This is a genomic window from Tenacibaculum sp. TB-53 (assembly GCF_059716285.2).
In genome coordinates this window covers 3,236,045-3,263,034 of the sequence record NZ_CM202790.1, presented here as the reverse complement: position 1 = coordinate 3,263,034, position 26,990 = coordinate 3,236,045, and the positions used below count along the sequence as shown (strand labels likewise).

The window sequence follows — 26,990 nt, the reverse complement described above, 5'->3', positions numbered from 1 at the left end:
AAGTTGCGTTAGGGATAGAAGTGGCATCCTTTTACGTCAGTTCGAGTGTCCTGAGCGAAGTCGAAGGATTTATCGAGAACAAGTAAAAAGATATAGCGAATAGCCCGTTAAAACGTCCAAAAAAATATAAATCAAAATGAAAGAAGGTTTAGCAGGAAAAATAGCCAAAGGGTTTATAGGCTCTAAACTTACCATACTATTAATGGTAGTGTTTATGGTAATTGGTGTGTACAGTTCTTTTTTAATTCCGAGAGAAGAAGAACCACAGATTGATGTGCCTATGGCTGACATTTTTGTAGGGTATCCAGGAGCGAGCCCTACAGAAGTAGAATCGAGAGTTATCAAACCCTTAGAAAAAATACTTTCGAACATCAAAGGAATAGAGTACGTATACTCTACTTCAATGAAAGAACAAGGAATGGTGATTGTTCAGTTTTATGTTGGAGAAGACATCGAACGCTCGTTCGTAAAACTATACAACGAGATTAACAAACATATGGATCAAATGCCGAAAGGTGTTACCATGCCTTTGGTAAAGACACGCGCGATTGACGATGTACCTATGTTAGGGTTGACATTATGGAGTGAAAACTACGACGATTATCAGTTAAAGCAACTCGCACAAGAGCTTACTAACGAAATTGAAAAAGTAAACGATGTAGCGATTACCCAAAAAATTGGAGGTAGAAATCGTGAAGTACGTGTGGTCGTAGATAAAGATAAATTAGCAGCTAGTGGACTAGACTTTTTATCGGTTACTGAAATGCTGAAAGCCAGTAATCAGCAACTAAGTGCAGGAAGTTATGATAAAAATGATACCGAGTTTTTAGTAACTACAGGGAAGTTTTTACAATCTGCTGAAGATGTTAAAAACTTAGTGGTTGGTGTACAACAAAATCAACCAATTTATTTAAAACAAGTTGCAAACGTATTAGACGGTCCAGAAATTCCTAAAAACTATGTAAGTTTTGGGTACGGACAAGCAAGTAGTAATGCTTCGACGTATCAATCAGAATATCCAGCGGTAACTATATCGGTAGCTAAACGAAAAGGAGCAGATGCAATGCAAATTGCCGATGTTATTTTAGCGAAGGTTGATCATTTACGTACCAACTTAATTCCTAATGATGTACATGTTGAAATTACCCGTAACTATGGTGAAACAGCATCACAAAAAGTATCAGAATTATTATTACACTTAATCGGTGCAATTATCGCTGTAACCTTGGTAGTAATGTTAGCCATGGGTTGGCGTGGTGGTTTAGTGGTATTCTTATCGGTTCCCATCACCTTTGCACTTACCTTACTAAGTTACTACATGTTAGATTATACCTTAAACCGAATCACCTTGTTCGCCTTGGTATTCGTAACAGGTATTGTGGTAGATGACTCCATTATTATTGCTGAAAATATGCACAGGCATTTTAAAATGAAGCGACTACCGTTTAAGCAAGCTGCCTTGTACGCTATTAACGAAGTAGGAAACCCAACCATATTGGCAACCTTTACGGTAATTGCTTCAGTGTTACCTATGGCATTTGTTTCTGGACTGATGGGGCCTTATATGAGTCCGATGCCTATTGGAGCTTCTATCGCTATGATTTTATCATTATTTGTTGCATTAACGATTACTCCCTATTTAGGATACATCTTCTTACGTGAAAAAGACAAGCACGATACTGAAGAAACCTTTGAAGGAGACGAAACCAAAGCAATGCAAAGCACGCTTATTTACAAGTTATATGAGCGTTTCGAGCGTCCGCTTATTGAAAATAAAACCAAACGTTGGGCTTTCTTAGGAATCACTATTGTTTTATTACTAGTTTCTATGTCGTTGTTCTTTACCAAATCAGTCGCTGTAAAAATGTTGCCTTTTGATAATAAAAACGAATTCCAGGTAGTAATTGATATGCCTGAAGGCACCACGTTAGAGCGTACCGATGCCGTAACCAAAGAAATTGCACAATACCTAGCTACACGATCAGAAGTGGTAAACTACCAAAGTTATGTAGGTACCTCTGCTCCAATTACCTTTAACGGATTGGTTCGTCATTACGATTTACGTGGCGGTAGCAATATGGCGGATATTCAGGTAAACTTAGTTGATAAGAAAGATAGAAATATGCAAAGTCATGGTATTGCAAAATCGATGCGTACTGACATTCAAAACATCGCTAAAAAGTTCAAAGCAAATGTAAAATTAGTGGAAGTTCCACCTGGACCTCCTGTATTATCAACTATTGTTGCAGAAGTGTACGGTCCAGATTATGAAAAGCAAATTGAAATTGCCAACGAAGTTCAAAATATCTTACACAATACAACCGATGTAGTAGATATCGATTGGATGGTAGAAGACAATCAAACTGAATATGAGTTTGTAATTGACAAAGAAAAAGCAATGTTATATGGCGTAGCTCCTCAACAAATTGCTTACACTTTAAACATGGCACTATCTAACAGAGCGGTTTCAACTTTATATGATGAAGATGCTTCTAATCAAGTAGGAATTGTATTTGCTCTGGATGAAAAAGAAAAATCTTCTGTGCAAGACATTGCTCAATTGCAAATTAAATCGAAACACGGCAACCTAGTTTCTATAAGTGATTTAGTTTCTGTGGAAGAAAAAAACAGTGCAAAAAGTATTTACAGAAAGAATCAAAAACGTGTAGTATATGTTATGGCTGATATGGCTGGTGAGCTAGAAAGTCCTGCCTATGCTATTTTAGGAATGGAAGAAAAGTTGAAAGAAATTCCACTTCCGAAGGGATATGAATTAAACGAATTATACATTAAACAACCCGATTTTGAAGATGATTATACCGTAAAATGGGATGGTGAATGGCAAATTACCTTAGAAGTGTTTAGAGATTTAGGTATTGCCTTTTTAGGAGTTATCATCATTATTTATATGTTAATTGTAGGATGGTTTCAAAACTTTAAAGCTCCAATTGTAATGATGGTTGCCATTCCCTTATCAATGGTAGGAATTATTTTAGGACACTGGATGATGGGTGCCTATTTTACAGCTACTTCATTTATTGGAATGATTGCCCTCGCAGGAATTATGGTACGAAACTCCGTCTTACTTATTGACTTTGTCAACTTACGTTTGGCAGAAGGAGTTCCGCTAAAGCAAGCTGTGATTGAAGCTGGTGCAGTACGTACCACTCCTATCCTATTAACAGCAGGTACGGTAGTTATTGGCGCATTTGTAATCTTATTCGACCCTATTTTTCAAGGGTTAGCTATCTCTTTAATGGGAGGAACCATTACAGCTACAGTACTTACCTTGTTGGTAGTGCCTTTGGTATATTATTTAATTGAACGTAAAAATTATAAATAACATGAAAAATAGAATTGTACGTGGTATTGCTGGAACTTTTATACTTAGTAGTTTAATCCTAGCAATTAAAGTAAATAGTAATTGGTTATGGTTCACTGCGTTTGTAGGAGCCAACTTATTACAATCATCATTAACCAAATGGTGTTTACTAGATGATATTTTAACCAAGGTTTTTAAAGTAAAAGATTAATTTATTCTATAGAATAATTCAACATAAGTTGATTTTCTTATACAATTTTGGGAATTGTTGCTGTAAATCTGCTGGAGCTTCAAAAAAATGCTCCATAATTACAGCAACACATTTCTATTTATAGTTTAGTAACAAACCTTCTTCCTACTATTTAATTCTTTCTCATAAACCCATTTTTTCTTTCGTAAAATACTGATAATTATATAACGTACTATCCCTATATTTGTTTTTATGGATGAAATTAGAGCAATCCTTATTGATGATGAACAAAGTGCTAGAAATGTTTTATCTAACTTACTAGAGAGAGCATCTATCAATATTACTGTTCTCGATTCTTGTAATAACTTAGAGTCTGGTGTTCAAAAAATAAAAGAACTACAACCCAATGTGGTGTTTTTAGATGTACAGATGCCTAATTATGCGGGCTATGAAATCGCAAGGTTTTTTGATGTTATATCATTTGAAATTATCTTTGTTACTGCATATGATCACTATGCTATTAAAGCTTTTGAGTTAAATGCTATTGATTATTTAGTAAAACCTATTGACAGAAATAAACTAGATATAGCTCTTAAAAAACTAGAGCATAAACTACATCAAGAAGCTTCGCTAGTTGACTATCAAGCACTTCTTGAAACTATAAAAGATAAAAACTATAAAAAAATTGTTATCCCTGAATTAGGGAATAGACATATTCTTAATTTAACAGACATTGTTGCTATTGAAGCTGACGGAGCTTATAGTAAAATACACGTTGTGAATAAAACAACTATTATCGCTAGTAAAAATTTAAAATTTTTCGAAAACACACTGTCTGAAGAGCCTTCTTTCTTCCGTTCTCATAGAGCGTGGATTGTTAATTTAACTTACATTGAGTTTTTAAACAAAACAACTTTAAACCTCACTCTAGATAATGGAGCTATTACTGCTAAAATTTCTAGATCAAGAATAAGTAGCTTTGAAAGTAGTATTTAGTCATAAACCATCATTTCTTTTAATAAAGTATTTTCTTTTATTACTTATTCTTTGTACTTCAATAGCAACAAAAGCACAAGATCCTGTTTTTATACAATTATCTGAAAAAAATAAACTTCCCGATAATGAATTCTATAACATTCATGAAGATCGTAAAGGTTTTATATGGCTATGTGCAAACAAAGGATTGTATAGATACGATGGTAAAACCTTTAAAAACTATAGTAATCCTTTACAACGTGGAGCTTCTGTATTTAATACTCAAGAAGATAACTTAGGACGAATTTGGTGCAATAATATTTCTGGTCAGTTTTTCTATACCCAAAACGATGAGCTACATTTATTTAAAGACTTAAGTGGTTATTTAAATGGTGAACTGGGTGATTTTGTAATACGAAATGATTTTTTATGGGTTTTTACTGTAAAAACGATCTACAAAATAGATTTAAAAACTAAACAAATAATACAACAACACACTACTAAAAAAGGTTTTGGAACTCCGTTTTCTTTTAACAATACGATTTATTCAGGAGCCATCGATTCTATTATTTCAATAAACAAAGACAACAGTATAACTTCACTAATAGAAACCAATCTTCCTTATAAAGGAAAAAAAGGTAACGCTATAAGTTTGGGAAAGTCTATTATCTTTAAAACGAGCTCAACTTACATATACTCCCAAATAAGAAACAAAAAAAACAGCTTTTATAAATTAAACTTCTCTCAAAAAAAATTAGAATCTGTAAAAGGACTAAAATCTCTTGAAAAAATAAAGCTCTATACTATTTTTGAGCATAACGATGAAACTTGGATAGCAACAAATCAAGGAGTATGGGTTTTTGCTTTCAAAAACGCTGCTTTTCAACTAAAAAAAAGATTTTTAACAGACAAACACATTACCAAAATCATTAGAGATAAAGACAATAATTATTGGCTGACTAGTTTAAATAATGGTGTTTATATTATTCCAAATATTCATATAGAAACCTGTAATATTCCTCTAAAAGAGGAAAATATAAAAACATTAGACAAAATAAACGATAGTACCTTGGTTATGGGGAGTAACCGTGGAAATGTTATTTTTTATAATACCAACTCCCATACTTCTAAAACTATTAATTTACCTGTTAACGAAGGAAAATTATCTAAACTAAAATACAACCCTAATCAGCAAAAAATTTACCTTAGTAAGGGGTTTAGAAGTTATATTTTAGATTATAAAAATTTAACCCTTGAAAAAACTAGATTTTTTGATGCTGCAAAAAGTTTTTCATTCTTAGCTCACAACGATTTACTATATACCAACCATAACAAAGTTGTTTTATTAAAAAATGCTAATTACAACGGTAAAGAAAAATTTATTTCAACAAATAAAAGAACTTACGATTCTTTTTATGACGAAATAAAACACCAAGTTTATGTTGCCTTTGTTGACGAATTAGCTGTATATGATAGCCTTTGGAACAAACAAGTAATTGTAAACAATAAAAAACCCATCTATAGTAAATCGATAACCCAAACCGCTAATGGTATTATTTGGGTTGCCACATTTAAAAATGGCCTTTTGGGAATTAAAAATGGCAAAGTAATTCGACATTATACCACACGAAATGGCTTAACCTCAAATATTATTGAAAAAATTAAAGCTGACCAAAATAACCTATGGATTGTAGGTGTAAACAGTATTCAAAAACTCGATATCCTCACCCACAAATTCAAAACACTTACCAAGCGAGACGGTATTAAATCATACAATATTTCTGGTATTGAAATAATTGGTAACAAAATCTATTTCTCATCTGACAAAGGGTTATTTTCCGTTGATAAAAACAATGCTTTTAAAACATTACATCCTAAAGTATATTTTAGTGCTGTAGAAATTAATGAAAAAGACACCCTAATTACTTCAAATTATACCTTAAGGTATAATCAAAACGCAATAAGAATAAATTTTAATGTTAATGGTTTTTTGTTTAACCAAAAAGGAACGTATAAATATCGTTTAAAAGGATATAACGATGCTTGGTTAACTACAGCTATTGGTGAAAACTCAATAAAATACAATAGTTTACCCGCGGGTGAATACACCTTTCAAGTACACCCATTTTTAAATAGTACAAGTACTAACTATGAAATAAAAGAGCTACACTTTTTTATTAAAAAGCCTTTTTGGAGAACCTTGTGGTTTATCTTATTTATTGTTTCTCTTATTTTAGGAGCTACTATTTTATACTTTAAACAAGCAATGCTAAAAAAGGAAAAAGAGCGCATTGCCCAACTTGAAAAAATATCTTTAGAAAAAGAACTGATCGCTATTAATTTAACTGCTTTGCGTTCACAAATGAATCCGCATTTTATTTTTAATGCGTTAAACTCTATTCAAGATTTAGTTTTACAACAAGACACTGATGCTTCCTACGACTATATTGTATTATTTGCTAAACTTATACGAAGCACCTTAAACTATACAAATCAAGATTTTATTCCTATAGAAAAAGAGTTAGAATTTTTAAATGTATATCTCCAACTAGAAAAACTTCGTTTTGGTGATGACTTTAACTACACCATTACCTACGATTCTCATGAAGAATTAGAAGTTCCTTCTTTATTAATTCAACCTTTTATTGAAAATGCTTTAGTACATGGTTTACTACATAAAGAAGGAGAAAAAAAACTAGACATCACCTTCAATCTATCAGAAAATACCTTACAATGTATTATTACTGATAACGGTATTGGAAGAAAGAAAAGTAAAGAAATTAATCTCCGCCAAGGAAACCGTCATGAATCTTTTGCGTTGAACTCCATAAAAAAACGTTTAGAAATTTTTCAAAAACAATATGTTACTAAAATAGGTTTTGTTATTGAAGATATTTATAAAAACAACAATCCTAATGGCACAAGAGTAATTGTAACCATGCCTTTTAAGTATCTATTCTAAATTAACATCGCTTTTTACCTGCTTGTAAAAAACTATTCATAAACTCTTTTTGCTGTTCACAAAACATTTTCTTACAAAATAATCCTTTACAACTACTATTGCATATCTAATACTAAAAATAGTAAAAATGAAAAGTTTAAAAGAAAGATTATTTATTTTAATGATTGGACTACAATTAATATCATGTGGAAATAATGATGACAATGTAGTTGATACTCCTAAAAACAAAAGTATCACAAAAGCCTATTTCACAAAAACGTTTGCTAACTTCAAAGACACCTATTTCATTTATGATTTAGGAGATGTAATTAATAATTTTTGGGTTCCAGAAGTTTCGGTTGAAGGATATAATAGTGATTACAATTATGAAATAAAAATTAAAGGAGATGTATTAAAACAAGAATATACATTACCTCTTGAGTTTTCAAAAGTTGATGATGCTAATGCAAATATTAGTATCTTAAATTTTATAAAAGAACATTTTAAAGCTAAAACAGACATTTACAAAGCTTTTATTGTAGAAAAAGAAAGTAAGACAGAATTAGAAATAAGCATACCTCCTACTTCACCTAACAGACCTTATATTATGGTTGATGGAGATGAAGATGATTTTTTATATCACTTCTTTTTCCTAAGCAATAGAACTTCAACCTCAACAGTATTAACCGAATTAGGTTTAAGTACCCGTCAGCAATTCGATTTTCACTTTGGATCATCTGCAGCTTCTGCTATTGCTAACAACTTAACCATAAGTATGGAAATATATGATTTAAGTTTAAATAAATTAGGAGAAGTTGCTACTACTCGTTTCTTATCAGGAAACACCTGGGCATACTCTTTTATTACTTCAAATTTTTCAACCTATATTCCAAGTACAGGGAATTACTTTTTAAGATTAAAAGGTTTTACAACAGGTGAATTAAGATACAGTCCTTATCAGAAAATCAATATAATAAAATAATAGATGAAAAAAATATTCTTACTAAGTGTATTAACTTTGTTAACAATAACAATACAAGCACAACAAACTCTTTTTGAAGCACTAGAAAACAATGGAGATGGAGCTACCTACCAAGGTTTTGGTGGTTTAGTAGCTAAAGGCGATGGTACTTATAATTTTAATACAGACTATCTGCCTGTTAAAATTGAATTAGAGCGCACTCCATCGGGCATTCCTGTTGGTTTTGAAGCTAGATTTATTAGTGAAAACAAACGAGCTTTTCGTGAAACCGAACTAAGTGATTATGGTACCTTAGACAATTATGTGTATCCTATGAGTATAAAACACGGTTATACAAAAAAAGGTTATATGGTAATTGATGATTTACTATTTGAATTAAGAAAAATATACGACGGAAGTGCCCCTAGTATGGAAAATGTAACTTCGGTTTATGTGCTTGTAAAAGACAGAAAAGCTACAGCTAAAACTCCTAAAAAGAAAAAGGGAGGGTTCCTTTCTAGAATGAAAGCTAAAATTAAATCAGCCAGAAACTCATCAGTACCTTCTTCACCTACTTACAAATATCTTACATCTTTAAACCTCGATAAAAAGTTTAACGACTATGTAGTTGCTATGAAAAAAAAGCAAGCAATACCTTTAACAGCAAAAGACAAAGCTAAAATAGGCGCTATTAAAAAAGCAAAAAAAATGGATGCTGATGAAATAAAACGTTACAATGATTCTATCAGAGCCACTCCTGAATACAAAAAATTGAAAGAGCATCAAGCTCGTATGAAAGCTATGGATGAGGGAAATGCTTTAACAACCGTAACTTTTATAAACCGAACTGGTAAAGATATTTATGTTTTTAAAGCGGGTAGTAAAAACTCAACCACTATAAGAGCCAATAGCTCTTCTAAATTTAATTGTTCTTACAGTTATTCTTATAAATTTAATCCAAATAGTGGCGGTTCGGGTTTACAATTGTACAATGCTAATTCTGGCTGCGAAAGGTCAGTAATCGTAAAATAACATGAAATTTTTCAACTATATTCTCGTATTTATATTCCCCATTACAGTCTATACTCAAAATGAAGTACCTACTAAAAATATTAATGGCCTTTATCATTTACTTGAAGGAGAAAGAACTGTTGGAAATAAGCAAACCAAAACTAAGTTTTTTCAATATAGCTTATTAGGTACTACAAAAACAGTAGCCGTAGCTGCTTGTAAAAAATGTATCCCTGCAATTTACAAATATCAAGAAGCAGAAAGTAAAGAGCTGAACAGGCCAGTTTTTTATAATAATATTGGTCTTTTTTTAATTTCATATGATAAAGAAAGTTTTGTTATGGTAATGGCAGCCAATAAGCAAGATGCAGATTGGACTAACTTTGCATACAGTAATTTTTATAGTAAAAATTACACAAAAGTAAAAGCAATGTCTCAAAAAAAAATTAAAGAATTTATTGTACGAATAGCAAATTAGTAATCGTCTTTCATAAAACATGCCCCCTAAAAATCAATTGATTTTTAGGGGGTTCATGGTTTATCTTGAATTTACATTTTCAATTTACAAACTCAATTTACTCTTCGTAAACTGTTTTTTTAAAATATCTACATATAAAAGTACTCTTGTACTATTAATTAAAAAAAGATCAAAATGAAATTATTTAAAAAAGGGATATTACTAAGCTTTATTGCTATTCAGCTTATTTCTTGTAGTAAAGACGATGAACCACAAAATACACCTCCTGTAATTAAAGCACAAAGCTTCGCCGTAGCAGAAGATAAAGCAGCTAACACCAAAATAGGTATTATTACTGCTACCGATGTTAATAAAGACGACTTAACATTTAAAATTACTAAAAATGACAACAACTTATTTGCTGTTAATGTTTCTGGAGAACTAAGCATTGCTGCTAACAAAAGTTTAGACTATGAAACCCAAACCAAACACGAAATTACAGTTGAAGTAAGTGATGGTAAAGACAAAGCTTCTGCCACTATGACCATCAATGTCACCGATGTAGTTGAAAATGAAGCCCCAAAAATTAACGATCAAAGTTTTGAGGTTTCAGAAGATGCGACTACAGGGGTTACCTTAGCAACTGTAATTGCCTCAGACCCTAATAATGACACAATCACTTTTACTCTTGATGACAATAGTCTTTTTACATTCACCTCTACAAATGAAGGAAAGCTACAGTTGGCTACAGGAAAGTCTCTTGATTTTGAATCTAAGAACAAACATGAACTAAAGATAACTGTTAGTGATGGAGTTTATACCAGTACAGCAACAATCACTATAAATATTACAGATGTAAATGAGGCTCCAGCTATTACCGACAGCTCCTTTGTTAATGACGTGGCAGAAAATATAAATGATGATGATATTATTGCTGAAATAGTTGCTGTTGATCCTGAAAATGATGTTATTAATTACAGTATTACCTCAGACCCTGATCAACTTTTTGAAATTGACAATCAGGGAAAAATCACGTTAAAAACAGGTAAATCATTAGATTACGAAACAAATACTTCTCATACCATTACCGTAAGAGTTACAGATGATAAAGCCTTATTTACCGAAGAAACATTTACAATAAAAGTAACCGATGTAGATGAAAACGGAAGCAGTGCCACTGTAAGTACTTTCTCAGGATCTACCAGTGGTAGCTCTGGCGATAGGGACGGTATTAATGCCCTTTTTAATTCACCAGGAGGTATTGCAGAACATGGAGGGTTGTATTATGTGGCAGATGAAATGAACCATAGGATTAGAAGAATAAACAGAAATACGCTAGAAGTAACAACCTTTGCTGGTTCTACCCAAGGCTTTGCAGACGGCAATGGTTCGGCTGCTATGTTCAATGCCCCCAGAGATATTATTGTTGATAGCCATGGAACGGTTTATGTAGCGGACACAGGGAACAATGTCATTAGAAAAATTACCCCAGCAGGAGAGGTAACTACATTTGCAGGATCTGGCAATTTTGGCAATGTGGATGCCACAGGTACGGCTGCCTCTTTTTCCAATCCAAGTGGGCTGTGCTTTTCGGGCAGTGATATCTATGTGGCCGATTCTGGCAACCATACCATTAGAAGAATTACACCAAGCGCGGTCGTCACCACTTATGCAGGCAGCCCTGGCAATGCTGGTTATGTAAATGGCGACCGAATAGCCGAGGCACGATTTAATAATCCTGTAGATATTACAGTAGATACTAGAGGAACATTCTATGTTAGTGATAATGGTAACCATGTAATCCGAACTATTAATGGAGGTGTAACGGTACGTTTACATGCTGGTGATCCTAATAGCTTTGGGTTTCAAGATGGAGCTGTCAATACAGGAAAATTAAATAGCCCCCAGCAAATAACGATAGGTGGTTCTGGCATAACGGATTTGTATATTGCTGACAGAGGCAACCATGCTATCCGAAAAGTGACATCCGTCGTTACCAGCGGTGGTGGCGGGTTTGGAACCTCACGGTTAGAACTGGTTACCGTTGCCGGTGGTAATGGTCGTGGAAATACGGATGGAAGTGGGAATACTGCACAATTAAACTTTCCGTACGGAATTATAAGTGATTCAGATGCTCCCGCTACTTCTGTTATTATAACCAACTGGCACTCGCTGCGTAGGATAGAGGAGTAAAGATATATTTTGTAAAAGTTGTGTTCATTAAAACCGGGGTTATACAACCTTGGTTTTTCTAAAACATCTAAAATAGCGACCAGTTTTTAAAAGGGCTGTTAGAACAAAATTATCAATATAAACCAAATAAGAAAACATGCCCATATACTGATGGGCATGTTATGTGTATTATAGTCTAGTTTTGGCCAGTTCTAAGCATTTTCATAAAAAAGTATTGCCGAGGGTAGTATCCCTCAAAAGCAAAACAATAACTCATTAAGATTAGATATTGAAACAAAAGATGAAACAAATAATAGGAATATTCTTGATTTTAATCACTTTAAGTGCTTGTTCTCAAGAGAAAAAAAAAGTAAGCGAACAAAAAGAAACAATACTAAAAGAACCAAAAGTAGATAAACGTATAGAGTTATTAAGCATTGTTTTTAGGCTTGCAGACAGCCATGAATATAGTCAAAATCTTTTTCCTAAGTATGTTGAAAGCATTCAAAATCATTTTGAGAAATTTAAAAGTCACGATTTAATTAAGTATGTAAAAAGTGAATTACATGAAAAAGGAATTGGTTTTAGTTCAGTTATGAGTATGGCTATACATATAACTGAACCTCAAAATATAAAAGCTATGATAGTGGCTTTTTCAAATAAATCACTAGAAAGACCATGGAGTAAAGAAAGCTCTACACAGTTTTTAAAACTGTTAAATGAATTTTATATTGATGCCGACTGTGAAACTTTTTTTAATAAAAATAAAGAACTCTACAAAGCTGCATCAAATAGATTTAAAAAAGTTTATCAAAATTTAGACCTAGAATGGTATCAAAAATTTTATGGAGAAGACCCAAAAGGAGAATTTAAAATTATAAATGCCTTGGGAAATGGAGGAGCGAGCTATGGTCCAAAAATAATTTATCCGGATGGAAATGAGGTGATCTATGCTATAATGGGAACGTGGAGTGTTGATAACTTAGGTATGCCTAAATATGAAGTGAACGATTATTTTCCAACTATTTTACATGAATTCAATCACTCATTTGTAAATCATATTATAGAAAAGCACCGCTCTGAATTACAAGAAAGCGGGACAATCATCTTTGATAAAGTAAAAGATAAAATGAATAAACAAGCATATGGTAATTGGAAAACTATGTATGATGAAGCGTTGGTTAGAGCGACTGTTATTAAATATATGAAGGACCATAATTATGATAAAAAAACAATCGAAAACGAATTGAATGAGCAATTAAATAGCGGTTTTTTATGGACTCATGAGCTAGTCAAAGAACTAGAAAGATATGATAATAATAGAGATAGATATCCAACATTAGAGAGTTTTATGACAGAGTTAATATTTTTTTTCAATAAAACAGCTTCTGAAATAAGCAAACAAAAAATATAAATCCTAAAAAACAGTTAAAATTATTCAACAAAGAAATACTTATTACTCTCCATAACGCTACAACTAATTTATTATATCATAATAATTATTATACAATTAAAAATTCAGTAGAAATTAAGGAAAATATTTTAAGAGAACATTTAACTAGTATTGATTCCTTATACTAAATTAATAAACCTATCTACATTCTTATTAACTTCTATAATTAGAATAAATACAAAATAGTAACCTCTATACTATTTATTAAATAAAACAAGATTAAAAAACTCCAAAACAGTAATAGGTTCTAAAAAACAACATCTTAAAGTAAAAAACAATTAAAAAAACATTAAAAAGAACAAAACTTAAACTATTATAACTAATAACAATACTATATTAACAAAACAACAATAATAACAATTTGTTTTTTATTTATTTACAAAATAAACTTAATTTTTTTAAAAATATGAAAACAAAATTGTTACTACTGTTCTTTCTTGTTACATCAATTGTAATTGCTCAAGAAAAAACAGTATCTGGGATAGTTTCAGATGAATCCGGGGGGCTTCCAGGGGTAAGTATACTCATTAAGGGTACCACAAAAGGTACAGAAACAGACTTTGATGGTAACTACTCTATCAAGGCTAAAGAAAATGATATCTTAATATTTAGTTTTGTAGGAATGACAACTATTGAAAAAACAGTTGGATCCTCTAACGTGATAAGTGTAACTATGTCTACAAACGAAAATGTTTTAGATGAAGTAGTTGTTACAGCTTTAGGTATAAAAAGAGAAAAAAAATCTTTAGGATACGCTACACAGGAAATCAAAGGAAACGACCTAACTAAGGTAAATTCAGGAAACATAGCTAATTCTATTTCTGGTAAAATATCTGGAGTACAAATTAGACGAAATGGTAATATTGGAGGATCCACCAATGTAATTATAAGAGGAACAACATCTTTAACTGGTAACAACCAAGCTCTTTGGGTAGTTGACGGAGTCCCGTTAAATAATGATAACACAAATACTGCTGATCAAAAAAGCGGAGGTAACACAGGAGGATATGACTTTGGTAATGCTGTGGCTGACATCAATCCTGATGATATTGAAACTATGAATGTATTAAAAGGAGCTGCTGCTTCTGCCTTATATGGTTCAAGAGCTACAAACGGTGTTATTATAATTACCACTAAAAAAGGAGGAAAAAGTAAGGGTTTAGGTATTACAATTAATAGTGGCGTAACAATTGGAGCTGTAGATTTTAAAACATTACCTAAATATCAAAAAGAATATGGTAGTGGTTGGTGGAATTCTTTTTCAGACCCTTCAAGAAATATCGATTTAGGCAGTGGTTCTCACCCTTATGAGCCTACAGATGATGCTTCATGGGGGCCTGCTTACGACCCTAATTTATTAGTATACAGGTGGAACTCTTTTTTTCCTGAACTTTCTACCTACGGTAAAGCAACACCATGGACGGCTCCTAAAAATGATGCTAATAGCTTTTACACAAAAAGTATTACTTTTAACAATAATATTTCTATTTCTGGTAATAATGAAGTTGGAAGTTTTCGTTTTAGTTATTCTAAATATGATTTAAATCAAGGAATATTACCAAACAGTAGTTACAAAAGAGATAATTTTAACTTATCAGGAAGCTATAAGCTAAGTAATAAAACTACTGTTACTGCATCTGCTAACTACAATAAAACCCATGGTAGAGGTCTTAATGAAACTGGATATGGTGCTGGTGGTAACAATTACCTCAGTAGTGTAAGACAATGGTACTCTTCTAGTGTTGACTTTGCTGATTTAAAAACAGCTTATAAAGAAACACAACTAAACACAACTTGGAGTGTATATGGACCTTACGATTTAAATGTTGCATTTCATGACAATCCTTATTTTCAAAGAAAGAATAATATAGGAAGTATAAGAAGAAACCGCTTTTTCGGTAATTTTAGTTTAACAACTGAAATAAAAGACTGGTTAAGTGTTACCGGAAGAGGTGGTATTGATTCTTATAATCAAACTCAAGAAGAAACAATAGCTGTTGGCTCTAAAAGACAACCTGAGCTTAAAGGGCAATACTCTAGATTTGATAAAAACTTTAGGGAGTTCAACTTAGATTTAATTTTTAATGCTCAAGGAAAAATTACCAACAATATAAGTTTCACTGCATTATTAGGAGGAAACGTAAGAAGAACAAAAAGCAATTATACTTACGCTATTACAAAAGGCGGCTTAGTTATACCTAACATCTACGCTATAAACAATTCTGTTCAAAATCCAGACCCTTTATCTGAGTCTATATCATCAATTGGTACTAATAGTATTTATACAAACGCTTCTTTGAGCTTTTATGATACTTATTTTTTAGAAGCTACCTACAGAGTTGATCAGTCTTCTACTTTACCTAAAGAAAATAATGTTTATAATTATCCTTCTCTAACTGCTACATATATCTTTAGCAAACACTTGAAAGCTAACTGGCTTTCATTTGGAAAACTGCGCCTTAATTATGCTGAAACAGGTAACGATGCTCCTTTTGCTGTACTTAACTCTCAGTATATTAAATATTCAAACTTTGGAGATGCTATACAATTTTCCACAGAAAACAGCAGAAAAAACCCAAACTTAAGAAGCGAAAAAACTAAAGGTTATGAAATTGGTTTAGAAACAAAAATGTTTAATAATAAATTGGGGTTAGATCTTTCATTATACAAAACCAACACTACAGACCAAATAATGTCTGTTGGTGTAACGGGAGCTACAGGAAGTACATCTGCATGGGTTAACGCTGGTAATGTCGAAAACAAGGGTATTGAAGTCAGCATAAATGCTACCCCTATAAAAACAGATAATTTCACATGGGAATCTCAAATTAATTGGTCTACCAACAAAAATAAAGTTATTAGCCTTAATGAAAATGATAGTCGTTTTGAAATTGGAAGATTTCAAGGAGTGTCTCTAGTTGCAGAAGTAGGTAAACCTGTTGGACAAATGGTTAGCTCAGGATTCAAATACATTAACAATCAAAAAGTTATAAAAGAAAACGGCTACTACGATATTGAAAACAGTAAAATCATAGGTGACATAAATCCTGATTGGATTGGTGGTATAAACAATAAGTTCAAATACAAAGATTTTTCTTTTAGTTTTTTAATAGACGTTAAAAAAGGAGGAGATGTATGGTCTTTAGATCAAAAATACGGAGCACAAACTGGTATTTACCAAAGTAGTGTTGGAAATAATCACTTAGGAAACCCTAAAAGAAACTCTGTTACAAACGATGAAAATAGTGGAGGAGTTATATTAGATGGAGTGCTTTCAGATGGCACTAGAAATACCAAAATTGTTCCTGTTGATTATGATTTAGGTGCAAATACCCCAGATGAGGGGTATGTATATGATGCTTCTTTTGTTAAATTAAGAGAAGTTTCTTTTAGTTACAATCTTCCTAAGAAATTTTTAAAAAACACTTTTCTCAATAGCCTTTCTTTTACAGCAAGTGGTAGCAACTTATGGATAATACATAAAAATTTACCATATGCAGACCCTGAAGCTGGTGCTTCTTCTGGTAACCTACAAGGTTTCCAAACAGGTGTATTACCTACTACTAAAGAATATAGTTTTAACATAAAAGCTCAATTTTAATAGATATGAAAATAGTCGATAAAATAAAAAGAACTGTAATATTAGGATTAGGAATAACTTTATTATTTTCTTCTTGTAATGATATTGAAAACCTAAATACTGACACTAAAGGGTATGAAACTGTATTACCTGAAGCTCTTATGACGCAATCTCAAGTGAGCTACATGTATTTCTTAACAAATACAAACCCTAACTCTAATAATTTCAGAAAATATGTTCAGTATTGGACTAATACCGAATTTGTTGATGAAGACAGATATAATCAAACAAAAAGAAATATTGGTACAGGTTTCTGGAATCTACTTTATAGAGATGTTTTAACTGATTTTAAAAACGCAAAAGAGATAATAATATCACAAAATGTAACACCTAACAAAGAAGCTGAAAAGCAAAACAAAATTGCTATTGTAGAAATACAAATGATTGCCGTTTTTCAAACACTTGTTGATTTATATGGTGATGTACCATATACTGAAGCTTTAGATTTTGTAAAATATCCAAAACCTAAATACGATGATGCTCAAGAAATTTATTTAAGCTTAGCAGATCGTCTTAACAAAGCCATTAATCAGCTAAACACGAATGAATCTAGTTTTTCTTCTGGAGATTTAATTTATGGAGGAAATGTTAATCTATGGAAAAAACTAGCTAACAGTATTAAGCTAAAGTTAGGACTTCATTTAGCAGATATACCTGAACTTAACTCTGATGCTAAAGATTTAATTGAAAGCGCCTTTAAATCTGGAGTAATATCTAATAATTCTGAAAATGCACTATTACAATATTATTCTGTCTCTGGTCAAAGGAATCCTATTTTTCTAGCTCTTACAACTGAAAATCATTATGTTCCAACAAAGTTTTTAGTAGATGAGTTAAATTCAAAAAAAGACCCTAGAAGAGATATTTTTTTTAATTCTAATTCAAAAATAAATGGAGAATATGTTGGTTATCCATACGCAATAGGTCCCAGTGGAGGTGGGTATCAAAATACATCTAATACAAATATTGAAATATTTAGAGATCCTTCTTTGCCTGGTGTTTTGTTTGATTTTGCTGAAACATCATTTTTATTAGCTGATGCTGCTAATAGAGGTTTTGATGTTGGAGGAACAAGTGCCACCTATTATATGCAAGGAATTGAAGCTAGCATGGACTATTGGAATGTAAGTTCTTTAGATAAGCAAAACTACTTAAATAGACCTGATGTTTCTTTTAATACTGCGTCTGGTACCACAAAAGAAAAAATCGCGTATCAATTATGGATATCTTATTACAATAGAGGCTTTGAAGCTTGGACTGAATATCGTAGACTGGACTTTCCAAACATAAAAGCTCCTGATAATGCTGTATCTGAAGCAGATGGCAAAGTACCTGTTAGGAATATCTATTCTCATTTAGAAGCAACACTTAACAAAACGAATTATGAGACTGCTTCAGCAAAAATAGGAGGAGATTTAATGACTACTAAAATATTTTGGGATAAGTATTAAAACATAGTAGGTAAAAACTAAACTTTGTTCTCATAAAAAGATTGTTTTTATCAAAAAGAGATTGTTACTATAACAATCTCTTTTCTATTTTTAGTGACCCAGAGAGGACTCGAACCCCCAACCCTCAGAGCCGAAATCTGATGTTCTATCCAGTTGAACTACTGAGTCTATAAAATAATTGTTATGCCAATTTAGCTTTTACAATTGCTGAAATTGTTTTCCCATCTGCTTGTCCTGCTAATTGCTTCGATACAATTCCCATTACTTTTCCCATATCTTTCATTCCTTCAGCACCAACATCTGCAATAGTTTTCTCTACAATATTTCCAATTTCTTCTTCACTTAAAGCTTCAGGTAAAAATTGTTCTAAAATAGCCGCTTCAGCTAATTCAGGTTCAGCCAAATCATTACGTCCTTGTTCTGTAAACACAGTAGCACTATCTTTACGTTGTTTTACCTGCTTTTGAATAATTTTTAATTCTTCTGCTTCTGTAAGCTCTCCTGCTCCCGCTTCGGTATTTGCTAACATAAAAGCTGACTTTAATGCTCTTAAAGCCGTTAAAGCTACCGTGTCTTTAGACTTCATAGCTTCTTTCATTTTATCCATTACCTGCTTTTGCAAACTCATATTTTTATGTTTTAAAGTATTAAAAAATCCCGATAAATCGGGATTTTAAAAATAAGTGTTATTCTTTTATTAATCCACATTATCGTGTAAAAACGAATTATTAGAACGTAATAAATCGTTATTATCTGTATTCAATGCTGTATCTGATTTACTAATATCTGATCCTGCTTCAATATCAACTCCTAATCTTTTATATGCTGGTTGACGTTCTATTTCATCTATATTTTTACTAACCTGATCATTAAATTTATAATTAAAACCCTTCATTTTCTCTCTTCTTTCCTTAGCTCTTTTCTGCAATTCAGAAATTGTTAAATCTAACGGAGAAACTTCTTCACTTGTAGTGTTTATATTATTAATTTTTTCTTGTGTTTGAGATTTTACCTCAAATTGTAACTCCTCTTCTGCTTGGTCTTTAATTATCGGAGTAGAGCTTTTACCAATTGTTGGTTGTGCACTGAAGTCATCTAATACATAGCGCTTTTCAACCTTATGGTACTTTACTTCTTCAGCTTCTACTTCGATATTTTTAATCTCGTTAGACGTTTCAACTAGATGAGATGCTGGTTTTATTTCTTCATAAGAATTTAATGGTAAATCAAACAACAAGTCTTGTTGTGTTGATTGCTCTTTTACTTCTCTTTCTTCTACTTTAGGTTCGGCTATATTAGTAATAATGAAATCGTCTTCAGAAACTGTTTCTATTTCAATTTCATCGTATGTAACATCTATATTTTTTATTGCTTGTGTTGTTGGAATAATTTCAGCTCTTGGTTCAACTTTTTCTTCCTCTAAAACATGAATAACTTTATTTGATGGCTTGTTTTTTATAGGCTCATTAATTGGTGTAGAAGTTTGTACTTGTTGATCTCCAAAATTATAAGTTGCCTTTTGTTCATCTTCTAAAGTATGAACTATTTTTTTCACCTCAGTATTGGTTATATTCCCTTGCTGATCAGCAGCAAAACCCGTAGCTACAACGGTTACAGCTATTCCGTCTTCTAATGATTCATCTTCTCCAATACCCATAATAATATTGGCGTCATAACCTGCTTCATCCTGAATATAATCATTAATTTCTCCTATTTCATCTAGCGTAACTTCATTTCCTCCCGAAACGATTAATAGTAATACATTTTTAGCTCCTGTAATTTTATTATCGTTCAACAAAGGAGAGTCTAATGCTTTTACAATAGCATTTTTAGCTCTGTTTGCTCCTGTTTCTTTTGCAGATCCCATAATTGCTGTACCACTGTTTGATAGTACTGTTTTAGCATCGTGTAAATCGATGTTTTGCTTATAATGATGGGTAATTACCTCTGCTATACCCTTGGCTGCTGTTGCTAATACTTCATCTGCCTTAGAAAAACCTGCTTTAAAACCTAAGTTACCATAAACTTCGCGCAGTTTATTATTATTGATAACAATTAATGAATCTACATTATCACGTAAATCATCAATTCCTTTTTGAGCTTGTTTTGAGCGCATTCGTCCTTCAAATTGAAATGGCATCGTAACGATTCCTACCGTTAAAATATCCATATCTTTAGCTATTTTTGCTATAATAGGAGCTGCTCCTGTACCCGTACCTCCTCCCATACCTGCGGTGATAAACACCATTTTGGTATGTGTACTCAACATTTGTTGAATTTCCTGTATACTTTCAGCCGCTGCTTGTGCTCCAATTTCTGGATTAGCACCTGCACCTAAACCAGAAGTTAAGTGTGCTCCTAATTGAACCTTATTAGGTATAGGACTGTTTTCTAATGCTTGTGCATCTGTATTACAAATTACAAAATCTACTCCGTGAATTTGTTTACTATACATGTGGTTTACAGCATTGCTTCCTCCCCCACCAACACCAATTACTTTAATGGCATTCGATTGTGTTTTTGGCATGTCGAATGAAATGTTATCAAATTCTGCGCTCATAATAACTTTTCTTTTTTATTAATTCTTATTCAATTTTACACTCCTTTTTAGGGGATTAATTAGGAGTATTCTTATATATACTAATTACTCTGCGTTATCTAAAAATTCTTTGAATCGTTCTGTGAACTTATCAAAAAAAGATTTAGGTTTTTTCGCTTTATGTTCCTTCTCTTCTTGAACTTCTTCTATAATTTCTTTTTCTTCCTCAATAGTTTCTTCTACTAACACCTCTGGTGTTTCTTCAATAACTACTTTTTCTTCTGCTTCTTTTTGTAAACCTTCCATTAACAATCCTACAGCTGTTGCAAATGCTGGACTCGATAATACTTCATCAGAATCTCCAGCTAAATGTTCATTAGGATATCCAATACGAACGTCCATTCCAGTAATATATTCTACCAACTGACGTAAATGTTTTAATTGAGCTCCACCTCCTGTTAATACAATACCTGCAATTAATTTTCCTTTTTGAGTTTCGTGTCCGTAGTTCTTAATTTCTAGATATACGTGTTCAATTATTTCTTGAACTCTTGCGTGAATTATTTTTGATAAATTTTTAAGTGTAATTTCTTTAGGTTCTCTTCCTCTTAACCCTGGAATCGAAACAATTTCTGTTTCTTTGTTTTCTCCGGGCCATGCTGAACCAAACTTTATTTTTAATAATTCTGCCTGTTTTTCAATTATTGAACAACCTTCTTTAATATCTTCTGTAATAACATTACCTCCAAAGGGAATAACTGCTGTATGACGAATAATTCCATCTTTAAATATTGCTAAATCTGTAGTTCCGCCACCTATATCAATTAGTGCTACTCCAGCTTCTTTTTCTTCTTGACTAAGCACTGCCGAAGCTGAGGCTAGTGGTTCAAGTGTAATATCTGAGAGAGTTAAACCTGCACTTTTAATACACCTTCCTACATTTCGAATGGAAGATACTTGACCTACTACAACATGGAAATTAGCTTCTAATCTTCCTCCATACATCCCTATAGGTTCTTTGATATCTGGCTGACTATCTACCTTGAATTCTTGTGGTAATACATGAATAATTTCTTCACCAGGTAACATAACCAATTTGTGTACCTGACTCACTAAATTTTCTATATCAGTTCTGTCAATTACCTCTTCTGATTTTTCTCTAGTTATATAGTCGCTATGATGTAAACTACGTATATGTTGTCCAGCAATACCTACAACAACATTTTCTATTTTATATCCCGAAATACTTTCTGCCTCTTCAGCTGCTTGCTGAATAGATTGAATTGTTTGCGTAATATTATTGACTACACCTCTTTTTACACCTAAACTTTTCGCTTTACCAATACCTAAAACTTCAAGCTTACCGTATTCGTTTTTACGACCAATCATGGCAACAATCTTGGTTGTACCAATATCTAAACCAACTGCTATTTTATTGTTCTCCATCTTGATTTTGTTTTGTGCACACAACTTGGTTGTGGTATTTTACATTTATAGCTTTGTAATTATTAATGGTTTTGTCTGTAAATGCTTTGTTATAAAATGCTGTTAGCTTTTTAAACTTTATTGAGGCATCTATTAACTCTCCAAAAATTATCTTATAGTCACCACTACGAACTGTAAATGTATATTCGCTTTGGGCGTCTCTTTCTATAGCAATAATTTCTTTAGCAAAAAAACTACTACTATTTATGGTTTTTATTAACGTTGTTAATTCTTTGATTTCTTCTGGCTCCCTCACTCCTAAAACTAATGGTACTCTTGCTGAAAAATTTGTAGATAACGGAATTTTAACCCCATACTTATCAACATAAAAAGATTTGTATTTATCAACAATTCTAGCTATCGGTGTTCGTTGTTTTATGGTAGTTTTTAACACCCCATCTATGGTTAAAAACACAGCTATTTTTTCAACATACGGGTTCGCCGAAACATTAGTTTCTAGAAAATGTAAATCTACCAATCTTTTTGGTTGGTTTTTAACAAATTCATCATTTTGTATTAACATTTTATCAACCATACTGTGTGTCAAAAAGTTATTATCTCCAGCAGCAAACTCTACTACCGTGCTTTTTACTTTTTTTGATCCATTTCTATTAGTTGTAAAACCATACAAAAACATCAAAAACATCAGCAGCAAGAAAAAAGATAAAAATGTTGCTAATTTTTTCATTCTATTTTTTATATTTTTCTTCTAATTTGTTTTTTACCTTATTAACTAATAAACCAATATCCCCTGCTCCCAACATTACTATAATTTTTGACTCTGACTTTATAATTTCGTCACTTAATTTTTCTTTAGAGATTAGTTTTTTAGCTTCAATGGTAATTTTCTCTAATAACCAACTTGAGGTAACTCCTTTTATCGGTAATTCTCTTGCTGGATAAATATCTAATAACAACACTTCATCAAACAACGATAATGCTTTAGCAAAATCATCTGCAAAATCCCTTGTTCTACTAAACAAGTGTGGTTGAAATACAGCTAATACCTTTTCTTTGGGATACATTTCTCTAACAGATTGCGATACTGCTTTTATTTCAGTTGGATGGTGTGCATAATCATCAATCAACACAACATCTTCTGTTTTTATCTTATACGAAAACCTACGCTGTACCCCTTTAAAACTTCCTAATTGTTTTTTAGTTTTCTCTAAAGGCACTCCATATACATCTGCGATAGCTAATGCTGCCAAAGCATTCATCATGTTATGATTTCCTGGTAAATGAAATGTTATATTTTTAATTTCTGATGTTGGTGTTTTTACATCAAAAACATATTTACCTTCTTCTATTTTTACATTATAGGCTTTATAGTCTGCTTCTTCATTAACAGCATATGTTAAACCTTTTAAAGGCAACCCTTTTGCGACAATTAAAGTATCAGAAACTTTGCTTGCAAAATCTCTAAATGATTGTTGTAAGAATTCGTTTTCTCCATAGATATCTAAATGATCAGCATCCATAGAGGTTACACAAGCAATATTGGGTGATAATTTTAAAAACGAACGGTCAAATTCATCGGCTTCAACAACAGAGATCCTATCTTCTCCTAAAATTAAATTAGAATCATAGTTTTCTGCAATACCTCCTAAAAACGAAGTTGCTTTCTCAGGTTGCATAATGTGTCCTAAAATTGAAGAAGTTGTTGTTTTTCCATGCGTTCCTGCTACAGCCAAACAAAAAGTATTCTTTGTAATTTCTCCCAATACTTCTGCTCTTTTCAAGACGGTATATCCGTTGTCTTTAAAATAGTTTAATTGTAAGTGATTTTTAGGAACTGCTGGTGTATATACCACCAATGTTTTTTCTTTATATAAAAATGAAATTGGAATATTATTTACTTCATCTTCAAAACTTACTTCAATTTCTATTTCTTCTAAACCTTTAGTGATAGGTGTTGGTGTTTTATCGTAGCCTGCAACTAATTTTCCATTGACAGAGAAATAGCGAGCTAAGGCACTCATTCCTATTCCGCCAATACCAATAAAATAAACGTTATGTATCGTTTTTAAATTCACTAACTAATTAATTTTTCTATTTCGTTAACGATATTACTTGTTGCATTTGGCAACGCTAACTCGTTAATGTTTTCACTTAAACTTTCTTGTTTCCCTTTGTCTTTTAATAAAGTTTCTAATACGACAGGAAAAGTGTCTAATTCACTCTCTTTAACTACTAGAGCTCCATGTTTGTCGGCAATAGATTTTGCATTTTTTGTTTGATGGTCTTCTGCCACATTTGGTGATGGAATAAAAATAGTTGGCTTCCCTACTATACATAATTCCGATACTGAACTTGCTCCTGCTCTCGACACAATGAAATCTGCAGCTGCATAGGCTAAATCCATTCTATTCAAAAACTGATGCACTTGAACATTTTCTAATTCATCATACTTTTTGTATTCTTCATAATACAGCTTACCACATTGCCATATCAATTGAACTCCTTGTTTTTTGAAGAAATCTAAATTTTCTTCTACCAACTGATTTATTTTACGAGCACCAAGGCTTCCACCTAATATTAAAATTGTTTTTTTTGAAGTATCTAATTCAAAAAACTCTTTCCCTTCTTCTATTTTAGTATGAATAAATAGTAAATCTTGACGAACTGGATTTCCTGTTTTTATAATTTTATCTTCAGAGAAAAAACGCTCTAAATTATCATATGCAACACAAATTTTTTGCGCTTTTTTTCCTAACAATCTATTTGTTATTCCTGGGTACGAGTTTTGTTCTTGAATTAAGGTCGGTATCCCTCTTCTATTAGCAACCATTAACGTTGGTCCACTTGCAAAGCCTCCAGTACCCACAGCAACATCTGGTTTAAATTTTCGTATAATTCTATATGCTTTCCATAAACTACTTAAGAGTTTAAAAGGAAACACTAAGTTCTTTAAAGTTAGTTTTCTTTGGATTCCTGAAATCCACAATCCTTTGATTTCATATCCTGCTTGTGGAACTTTTTCCATTTCCATTTTATCTTTTGCTCCTACGAACAAAATGTTAGCTTCTGGATAACGAACTTTTACTTCGTTAGCAATTGCTATTGCAGGATAAATATGACCTCCTGTACCTCCACCACTTATTATGATATTAATCGATTGTTTCATACAGTCTTTTTTATGTTAACAGTGTTGTATGTAACGCTCATAATAGTTCCTACCCATACATCTGTATTTTTAGTCCAGCGTTTCATGTAAAATATCTAAAGGGTTATCATCTAAAATTGTTTCTTCAGTTTCGTTTTTAGAAGCACTTACACTTAAAATCATTCCTAATGCGAAACATGTCATCCAAATTGAGGTACCTCCACTACTAATTAGCGGGAGTGTTTGTCCTGTTACTGGTAAAATATTCACTGCTACCGCCATGTTAATCATTGCTTGAAAAACAATGGGAATTCCCACACCTACAACTAATAAAGTCGCAAATATGGTTGTAGCCTTTTTGGCAGTTATTAAGATTCTGAAAAGCAACAAGAAATAAATAAATATTACCACTATCGCTCCAGCAAAACCGTATTCTTCAACTATAATTGCATAGATAAAATCGGATGAGGATTGTGGTAAAAAGTTTTTCTGTACGCTTTTCCCTGGCCCTTTTCCTATTACTCCTCCTGTTGCAATTGCTATTTTGGCTTTTTCTACTTGGTAATCTTCTTCACCATCAGACTGAGAAAAGCTTTCAATTCTACTTTTCCATGTGTTTACACGATTGGGCATTGCATCTGGAAATGCTTTAGCTACTAAGATAAAAAACAGAAAAGCAAAAAGTCCTATTCCTAATATATACCCTATATATTTTAGTGGATATCCTCCAATAAACGAGACCATTAAAATCATAAAAAACACCATGGCTGTCGTTGAGAAGTTTGCTGGCAATATTAACACCAATACTAAACCTACTGGAAGCCATAACTGCAACAAACTTTCCTTAAAAGAAATTACTTTTTCTTTATTTTTTGCCAAGTATCGAGCAACATATACCATCAATACCAAACCTGCCAATGTAGAGGTTTGAAATCCAATACCTACAAACGGAATACGAATCCATCTACTTGCATTTGCTCCTCCAATGGTAGTTCCTTGTGCTAAGGTAAAAACTAGCAGTAAAACAACTACAGGAAGCATTAATACTGAACCTCCACTAAAATATCTATATGGTATTTTATGTACTCCATAAATGACTGCAAAACCTGTAATTAATAATACAATATGTTTTACTAAATGCCCTAAGGTAGATCCATTACCAACTACGTATACCAAATTGGTACTTGCACTGTATATTGGCATAAATGAAAATATTGCCAACATCGCAACTATAGCCCAAATGGCTCGGTCTCCTTTAATATGTCGAAAGATGTTTTTCATCAATCT

At 32.2% G+C, this 26,990-nt stretch carries 19 protein-coding genes and 1 tRNA gene; 11 read left to right on the top strand and 9 right to left on the bottom strand.

Annotated features, from left to right (window positions below; all coding sequences use genetic code 11):
* The first annotated feature begins 136 nt into the window (after positions 1 to 136).
* Positions 137 to 3,343 (top strand): efflux RND transporter permease subunit, encoded by a 3,207-nt coding sequence (locus AC3VJB_RS14805; protein WP_497667298.1) that lies wholly within the window; start codon positions 137 to 139, stop codon positions 3,341 to 3,343.
* 1 nt (position 3,344) lies between these two features.
* The gene (locus AC3VJB_RS14800; RefSeq protein WP_167712384.1) at positions 3,345 to 3,533 is read left to right on the top strand and encodes a YgaP family membrane protein; all 189 of its coding nucleotides are present in this window, start codon (positions 3,345 to 3,347) and stop codon (positions 3,531 to 3,533) included.
* An 18-nt stretch (positions 3,534 to 3,551) separates the two neighbouring features.
* Here the strand turns inward: AC3VJB_RS14800 and AC3VJB_RS14795 are convergent, their stop codons facing one another.
* Positions 3,552 to 3,629 carry a hypothetical protein gene (locus AC3VJB_RS14795; protein ID WP_156167118.1) on the bottom strand — a complete coding sequence of 26 codons (78 nt, stop codon included), beginning with the start codon at positions 3,627 to 3,629 and terminating at the stop codon, positions 3,552 to 3,554.
* A gap of 135 nt (positions 3,630 to 3,764) precedes the next feature.
* On the opposite strand from AC3VJB_RS14795, the gene AC3VJB_RS14790 reads away from it, so the two are divergent.
* The 9 genes from AC3VJB_RS14790 to AC3VJB_RS14750 all read left to right on the top strand — a co-directional run bounded on the left by AC3VJB_RS14790 (position 3,765) and on the right by AC3VJB_RS14750 (position 18,573).
* Positions 3,765 to 4,508, top strand: coding sequence for a LytR/AlgR family response regulator transcription factor (locus AC3VJB_RS14790; protein WP_053056758.1), 744 nt, complete (start codon positions 3,765 to 3,767; stop codon positions 4,506 to 4,508).
* On the top strand, positions 4,492 to 7,449 hold the full coding sequence (locus AC3VJB_RS14785) for a sensor histidine kinase (protein WP_497667297.1): 2,958 nt from the start codon (positions 4,492 to 4,494) through the stop codon (positions 7,447 to 7,449). The genes AC3VJB_RS14790 and AC3VJB_RS14785 overlap by 17 nt, the downstream gene beginning before the upstream one ends.
* Before the next feature lie 127 nt (positions 7,450 to 7,576).
* Positions 7,577 to 8,410, top strand: a complete 834-nt coding sequence (locus AC3VJB_RS14780; RefSeq protein ID WP_437823780.1) for a hypothetical protein — start codon at positions 7,577 to 7,579, stop codon at positions 8,408 to 8,410.
* Between the two features lie 3 nt (positions 8,411 to 8,413).
* Positions 8,414 to 9,421, top strand: coding sequence for a hypothetical protein (locus AC3VJB_RS14775; protein ID WP_394420258.1), 1,008 nt, complete (start codon positions 8,414 to 8,416; stop codon positions 9,419 to 9,421).
* Position 9,422: 1 nt separating this feature from the next.
* Positions 9,423 to 9,878 (top strand): hypothetical protein, encoded by a 456-nt coding sequence (locus AC3VJB_RS14770; protein WP_047790376.1) that lies wholly within the window; start codon positions 9,423 to 9,425, stop codon positions 9,876 to 9,878.
* 174 nt (positions 9,879 to 10,052) lie between these two features.
* Positions 10,053 to 12,050: a cadherin domain-containing protein gene (locus AC3VJB_RS14765; RefSeq protein ID WP_073184287.1), complete on the top strand. Its 1,998-nt coding sequence runs from the start codon at positions 10,053 to 10,055 to the stop codon at positions 12,048 to 12,050.
* 280 nt (positions 12,051 to 12,330) lie between these two features.
* Positions 12,331 to 13,443 (top strand): DUF4932 domain-containing protein, encoded by a 1,113-nt coding sequence (locus AC3VJB_RS14760; RefSeq protein ID WP_437823777.1) that lies wholly within the window; start codon positions 12,331 to 12,333, stop codon positions 13,441 to 13,443.
* 445 nt (positions 13,444 to 13,888) lie between these two features.
* Positions 13,889 to 17,083: a SusC/RagA family TonB-linked outer membrane protein gene (locus tag AC3VJB_RS14755; RefSeq protein ID WP_497667296.1), complete on the top strand. Its 3,195-nt coding sequence runs from the start codon at positions 13,889 to 13,891 to the stop codon at positions 17,081 to 17,083.
* A 5-nt stretch (positions 17,084 to 17,088) separates the two neighbouring features.
* Positions 17,089 to 18,573: a SusD/RagB family nutrient-binding outer membrane lipoprotein gene (locus AC3VJB_RS14750; RefSeq protein WP_053056755.1), complete on the top strand. Its 1,485-nt coding sequence runs from the start codon at positions 17,089 to 17,091 to the stop codon at positions 18,571 to 18,573.
* Between the two features lie 94 nt (positions 18,574 to 18,667).
* Here AC3VJB_RS14750 and AC3VJB_RS14745 read toward each other — a convergent pair.
* From AC3VJB_RS14745 to AC3VJB_RS14710, 8 genes are all read right to left on the bottom strand, one after another.
* Positions 18,668 to 18,741: transfer RNA gene (locus tag AC3VJB_RS14745), tRNA-Arg, on the bottom strand.
* A 13-nt stretch (positions 18,742 to 18,754) separates the two neighbouring features.
* Positions 18,755 to 19,201, bottom strand: a complete 447-nt coding sequence (locus AC3VJB_RS14740) for a GatB/YqeY domain-containing protein (RefSeq protein WP_073184279.1) — start codon at positions 19,199 to 19,201, stop codon at positions 18,755 to 18,757.
* Between the two features lie 69 nt (positions 19,202 to 19,270).
* Positions 19,271 to 21,133, bottom strand: a complete 1,863-nt coding sequence (gene ftsZ, locus AC3VJB_RS14735; RefSeq protein ID WP_497667295.1) for a cell division protein FtsZ — start codon at positions 21,131 to 21,133, stop codon at positions 19,271 to 19,273.
* An 84-nt stretch (positions 21,134 to 21,217) separates the two neighbouring features.
* On the bottom strand, positions 21,218 to 22,558 hold the full coding sequence (gene ftsA, locus AC3VJB_RS14730) for a cell division protein FtsA (protein WP_047790372.1): 1,341 nt from the start codon (positions 22,556 to 22,558) through the stop codon (positions 21,218 to 21,220).
* Positions 22,545 to 23,285, bottom strand: a complete 741-nt coding sequence (locus AC3VJB_RS14725) for a cell division protein FtsQ/DivIB (protein WP_047790371.1) — start codon at positions 23,283 to 23,285, stop codon at positions 22,545 to 22,547. Before AC3VJB_RS14725 ends, ftsA begins: the two co-directional genes overlap by 14 nt.
* Before the next feature lies 1 nt (position 23,286).
* On the bottom strand, positions 23,287 to 24,633 hold the full coding sequence (murC, locus tag AC3VJB_RS14720) for a UDP-N-acetylmuramate--L-alanine ligase (RefSeq protein WP_173360812.1): 1,347 nt from the start codon (positions 24,631 to 24,633) through the stop codon (positions 23,287 to 23,289).
* The gene (gene murG / locus AC3VJB_RS14715) at positions 24,633 to 25,724 is read right to left on the bottom strand and encodes an undecaprenyldiphospho-muramoylpentapeptide beta-N-acetylglucosaminyltransferase (RefSeq protein ID WP_159615080.1); all 1,092 of its coding nucleotides are present in this window, start codon (positions 25,722 to 25,724) and stop codon (positions 24,633 to 24,635) included. Before murG ends, murC begins: the two co-directional genes overlap by 1 nt.
* 69 nt (positions 25,725 to 25,793) lie before the next feature.
* Positions 25,794 to 26,984 (bottom strand): FtsW/RodA/SpoVE family cell cycle protein, encoded by a 1,191-nt coding sequence (locus AC3VJB_RS14710; protein WP_073184272.1) that lies wholly within the window; start codon positions 26,982 to 26,984, stop codon positions 25,794 to 25,796.
* Positions 26,985 to 26,990 lie beyond the last annotated feature (6 nt).

Excerpts from the sequence above, each read along its gene's own strand:
- AC3VJB_RS14805 (WP_497667298.1), top strand. The coding sequence starts at position 137 with ATGAAAGAAGGTTTAGCAGGAAAAATAGCCAAAGGGTTTATAGGCTCT.
- AC3VJB_RS14800 (WP_167712384.1), top strand. The coding sequence starts at position 3,345 with ATGAAAAATAGAATTGTACGTGGTATTGCTGGAACTTTTATACTTAGT.
- AC3VJB_RS14795 (WP_156167118.1), bottom strand. The coding sequence starts at position 3,629 with ATGGAGCATTTTTTTGAAGCTCCAGCAGATTTACAGCAACAATTCCCA.
- AC3VJB_RS14790 (WP_053056758.1), top strand. The coding sequence starts at position 3,765 with ATGGATGAAATTAGAGCAATCCTTATTGATGATGAACAAAGTGCTAGA.
- AC3VJB_RS14780 (WP_437823780.1), top strand. The coding sequence starts at position 7,577 with ATGAAAAGTTTAAAAGAAAGATTATTTATTTTAATGATTGGACTACAA.
- AC3VJB_RS14775 (WP_394420258.1), top strand. The coding sequence starts at position 8,414 with ATGAAAAAAATATTCTTACTAAGTGTATTAACTTTGTTAACAATAACA.
- AC3VJB_RS14770 (WP_047790376.1), top strand. The coding sequence starts at position 9,423 with ATGAAATTTTTCAACTATATTCTCGTATTTATATTCCCCATTACAGTC.
- AC3VJB_RS14765 (WP_073184287.1), top strand. The coding sequence starts at position 10,053 with ATGAAATTATTTAAAAAAGGGATATTACTAAGCTTTATTGCTATTCAG.
- AC3VJB_RS14760 (WP_437823777.1), top strand. The coding sequence starts at position 12,331 with ATGAAACAAATAATAGGAATATTCTTGATTTTAATCACTTTAAGTGCT.
- AC3VJB_RS14755 (WP_497667296.1), top strand. The coding sequence starts at position 13,889 with ATGAAAACAAAATTGTTACTACTGTTCTTTCTTGTTACATCAATTGTA.
- AC3VJB_RS14750 (WP_053056755.1), top strand. The coding sequence starts at position 17,089 with ATGAAAATAGTCGATAAAATAAAAAGAACTGTAATATTAGGATTAGGA.
- AC3VJB_RS14740 (WP_073184279.1), bottom strand. The coding sequence starts at position 19,201 with ATGAGTTTGCAAAAGCAGGTAATGGATAAAATGAAAGAAGCTATGAAG.
- ftsZ (WP_497667295.1), bottom strand. The coding sequence starts at position 21,133 with ATGAGCGCAGAATTTGATAACATTTCATTCGACATGCCAAAAACACAA.
- ftsA (WP_047790372.1), bottom strand. The coding sequence starts at position 22,558 with ATGGAGAACAATAAAATAGCAGTTGGTTTAGATATTGGTACAACCAAG.
- AC3VJB_RS14725 (WP_047790371.1), bottom strand. The coding sequence starts at position 23,285 with ATGAAAAAATTAGCAACATTTTTATCTTTTTTCTTGCTGCTGATGTTT.
- murG (WP_159615080.1), bottom strand. The coding sequence starts at position 25,724 with ATGAAACAATCGATTAATATCATAATAAGTGGTGGAGGTACAGGAGGT.
- AC3VJB_RS14710 (WP_073184272.1), bottom strand. The coding sequence starts at position 26,984 with ATGAAAAACATCTTTCGACATATTAAAGGAGACCGAGCCATTTGGGCT.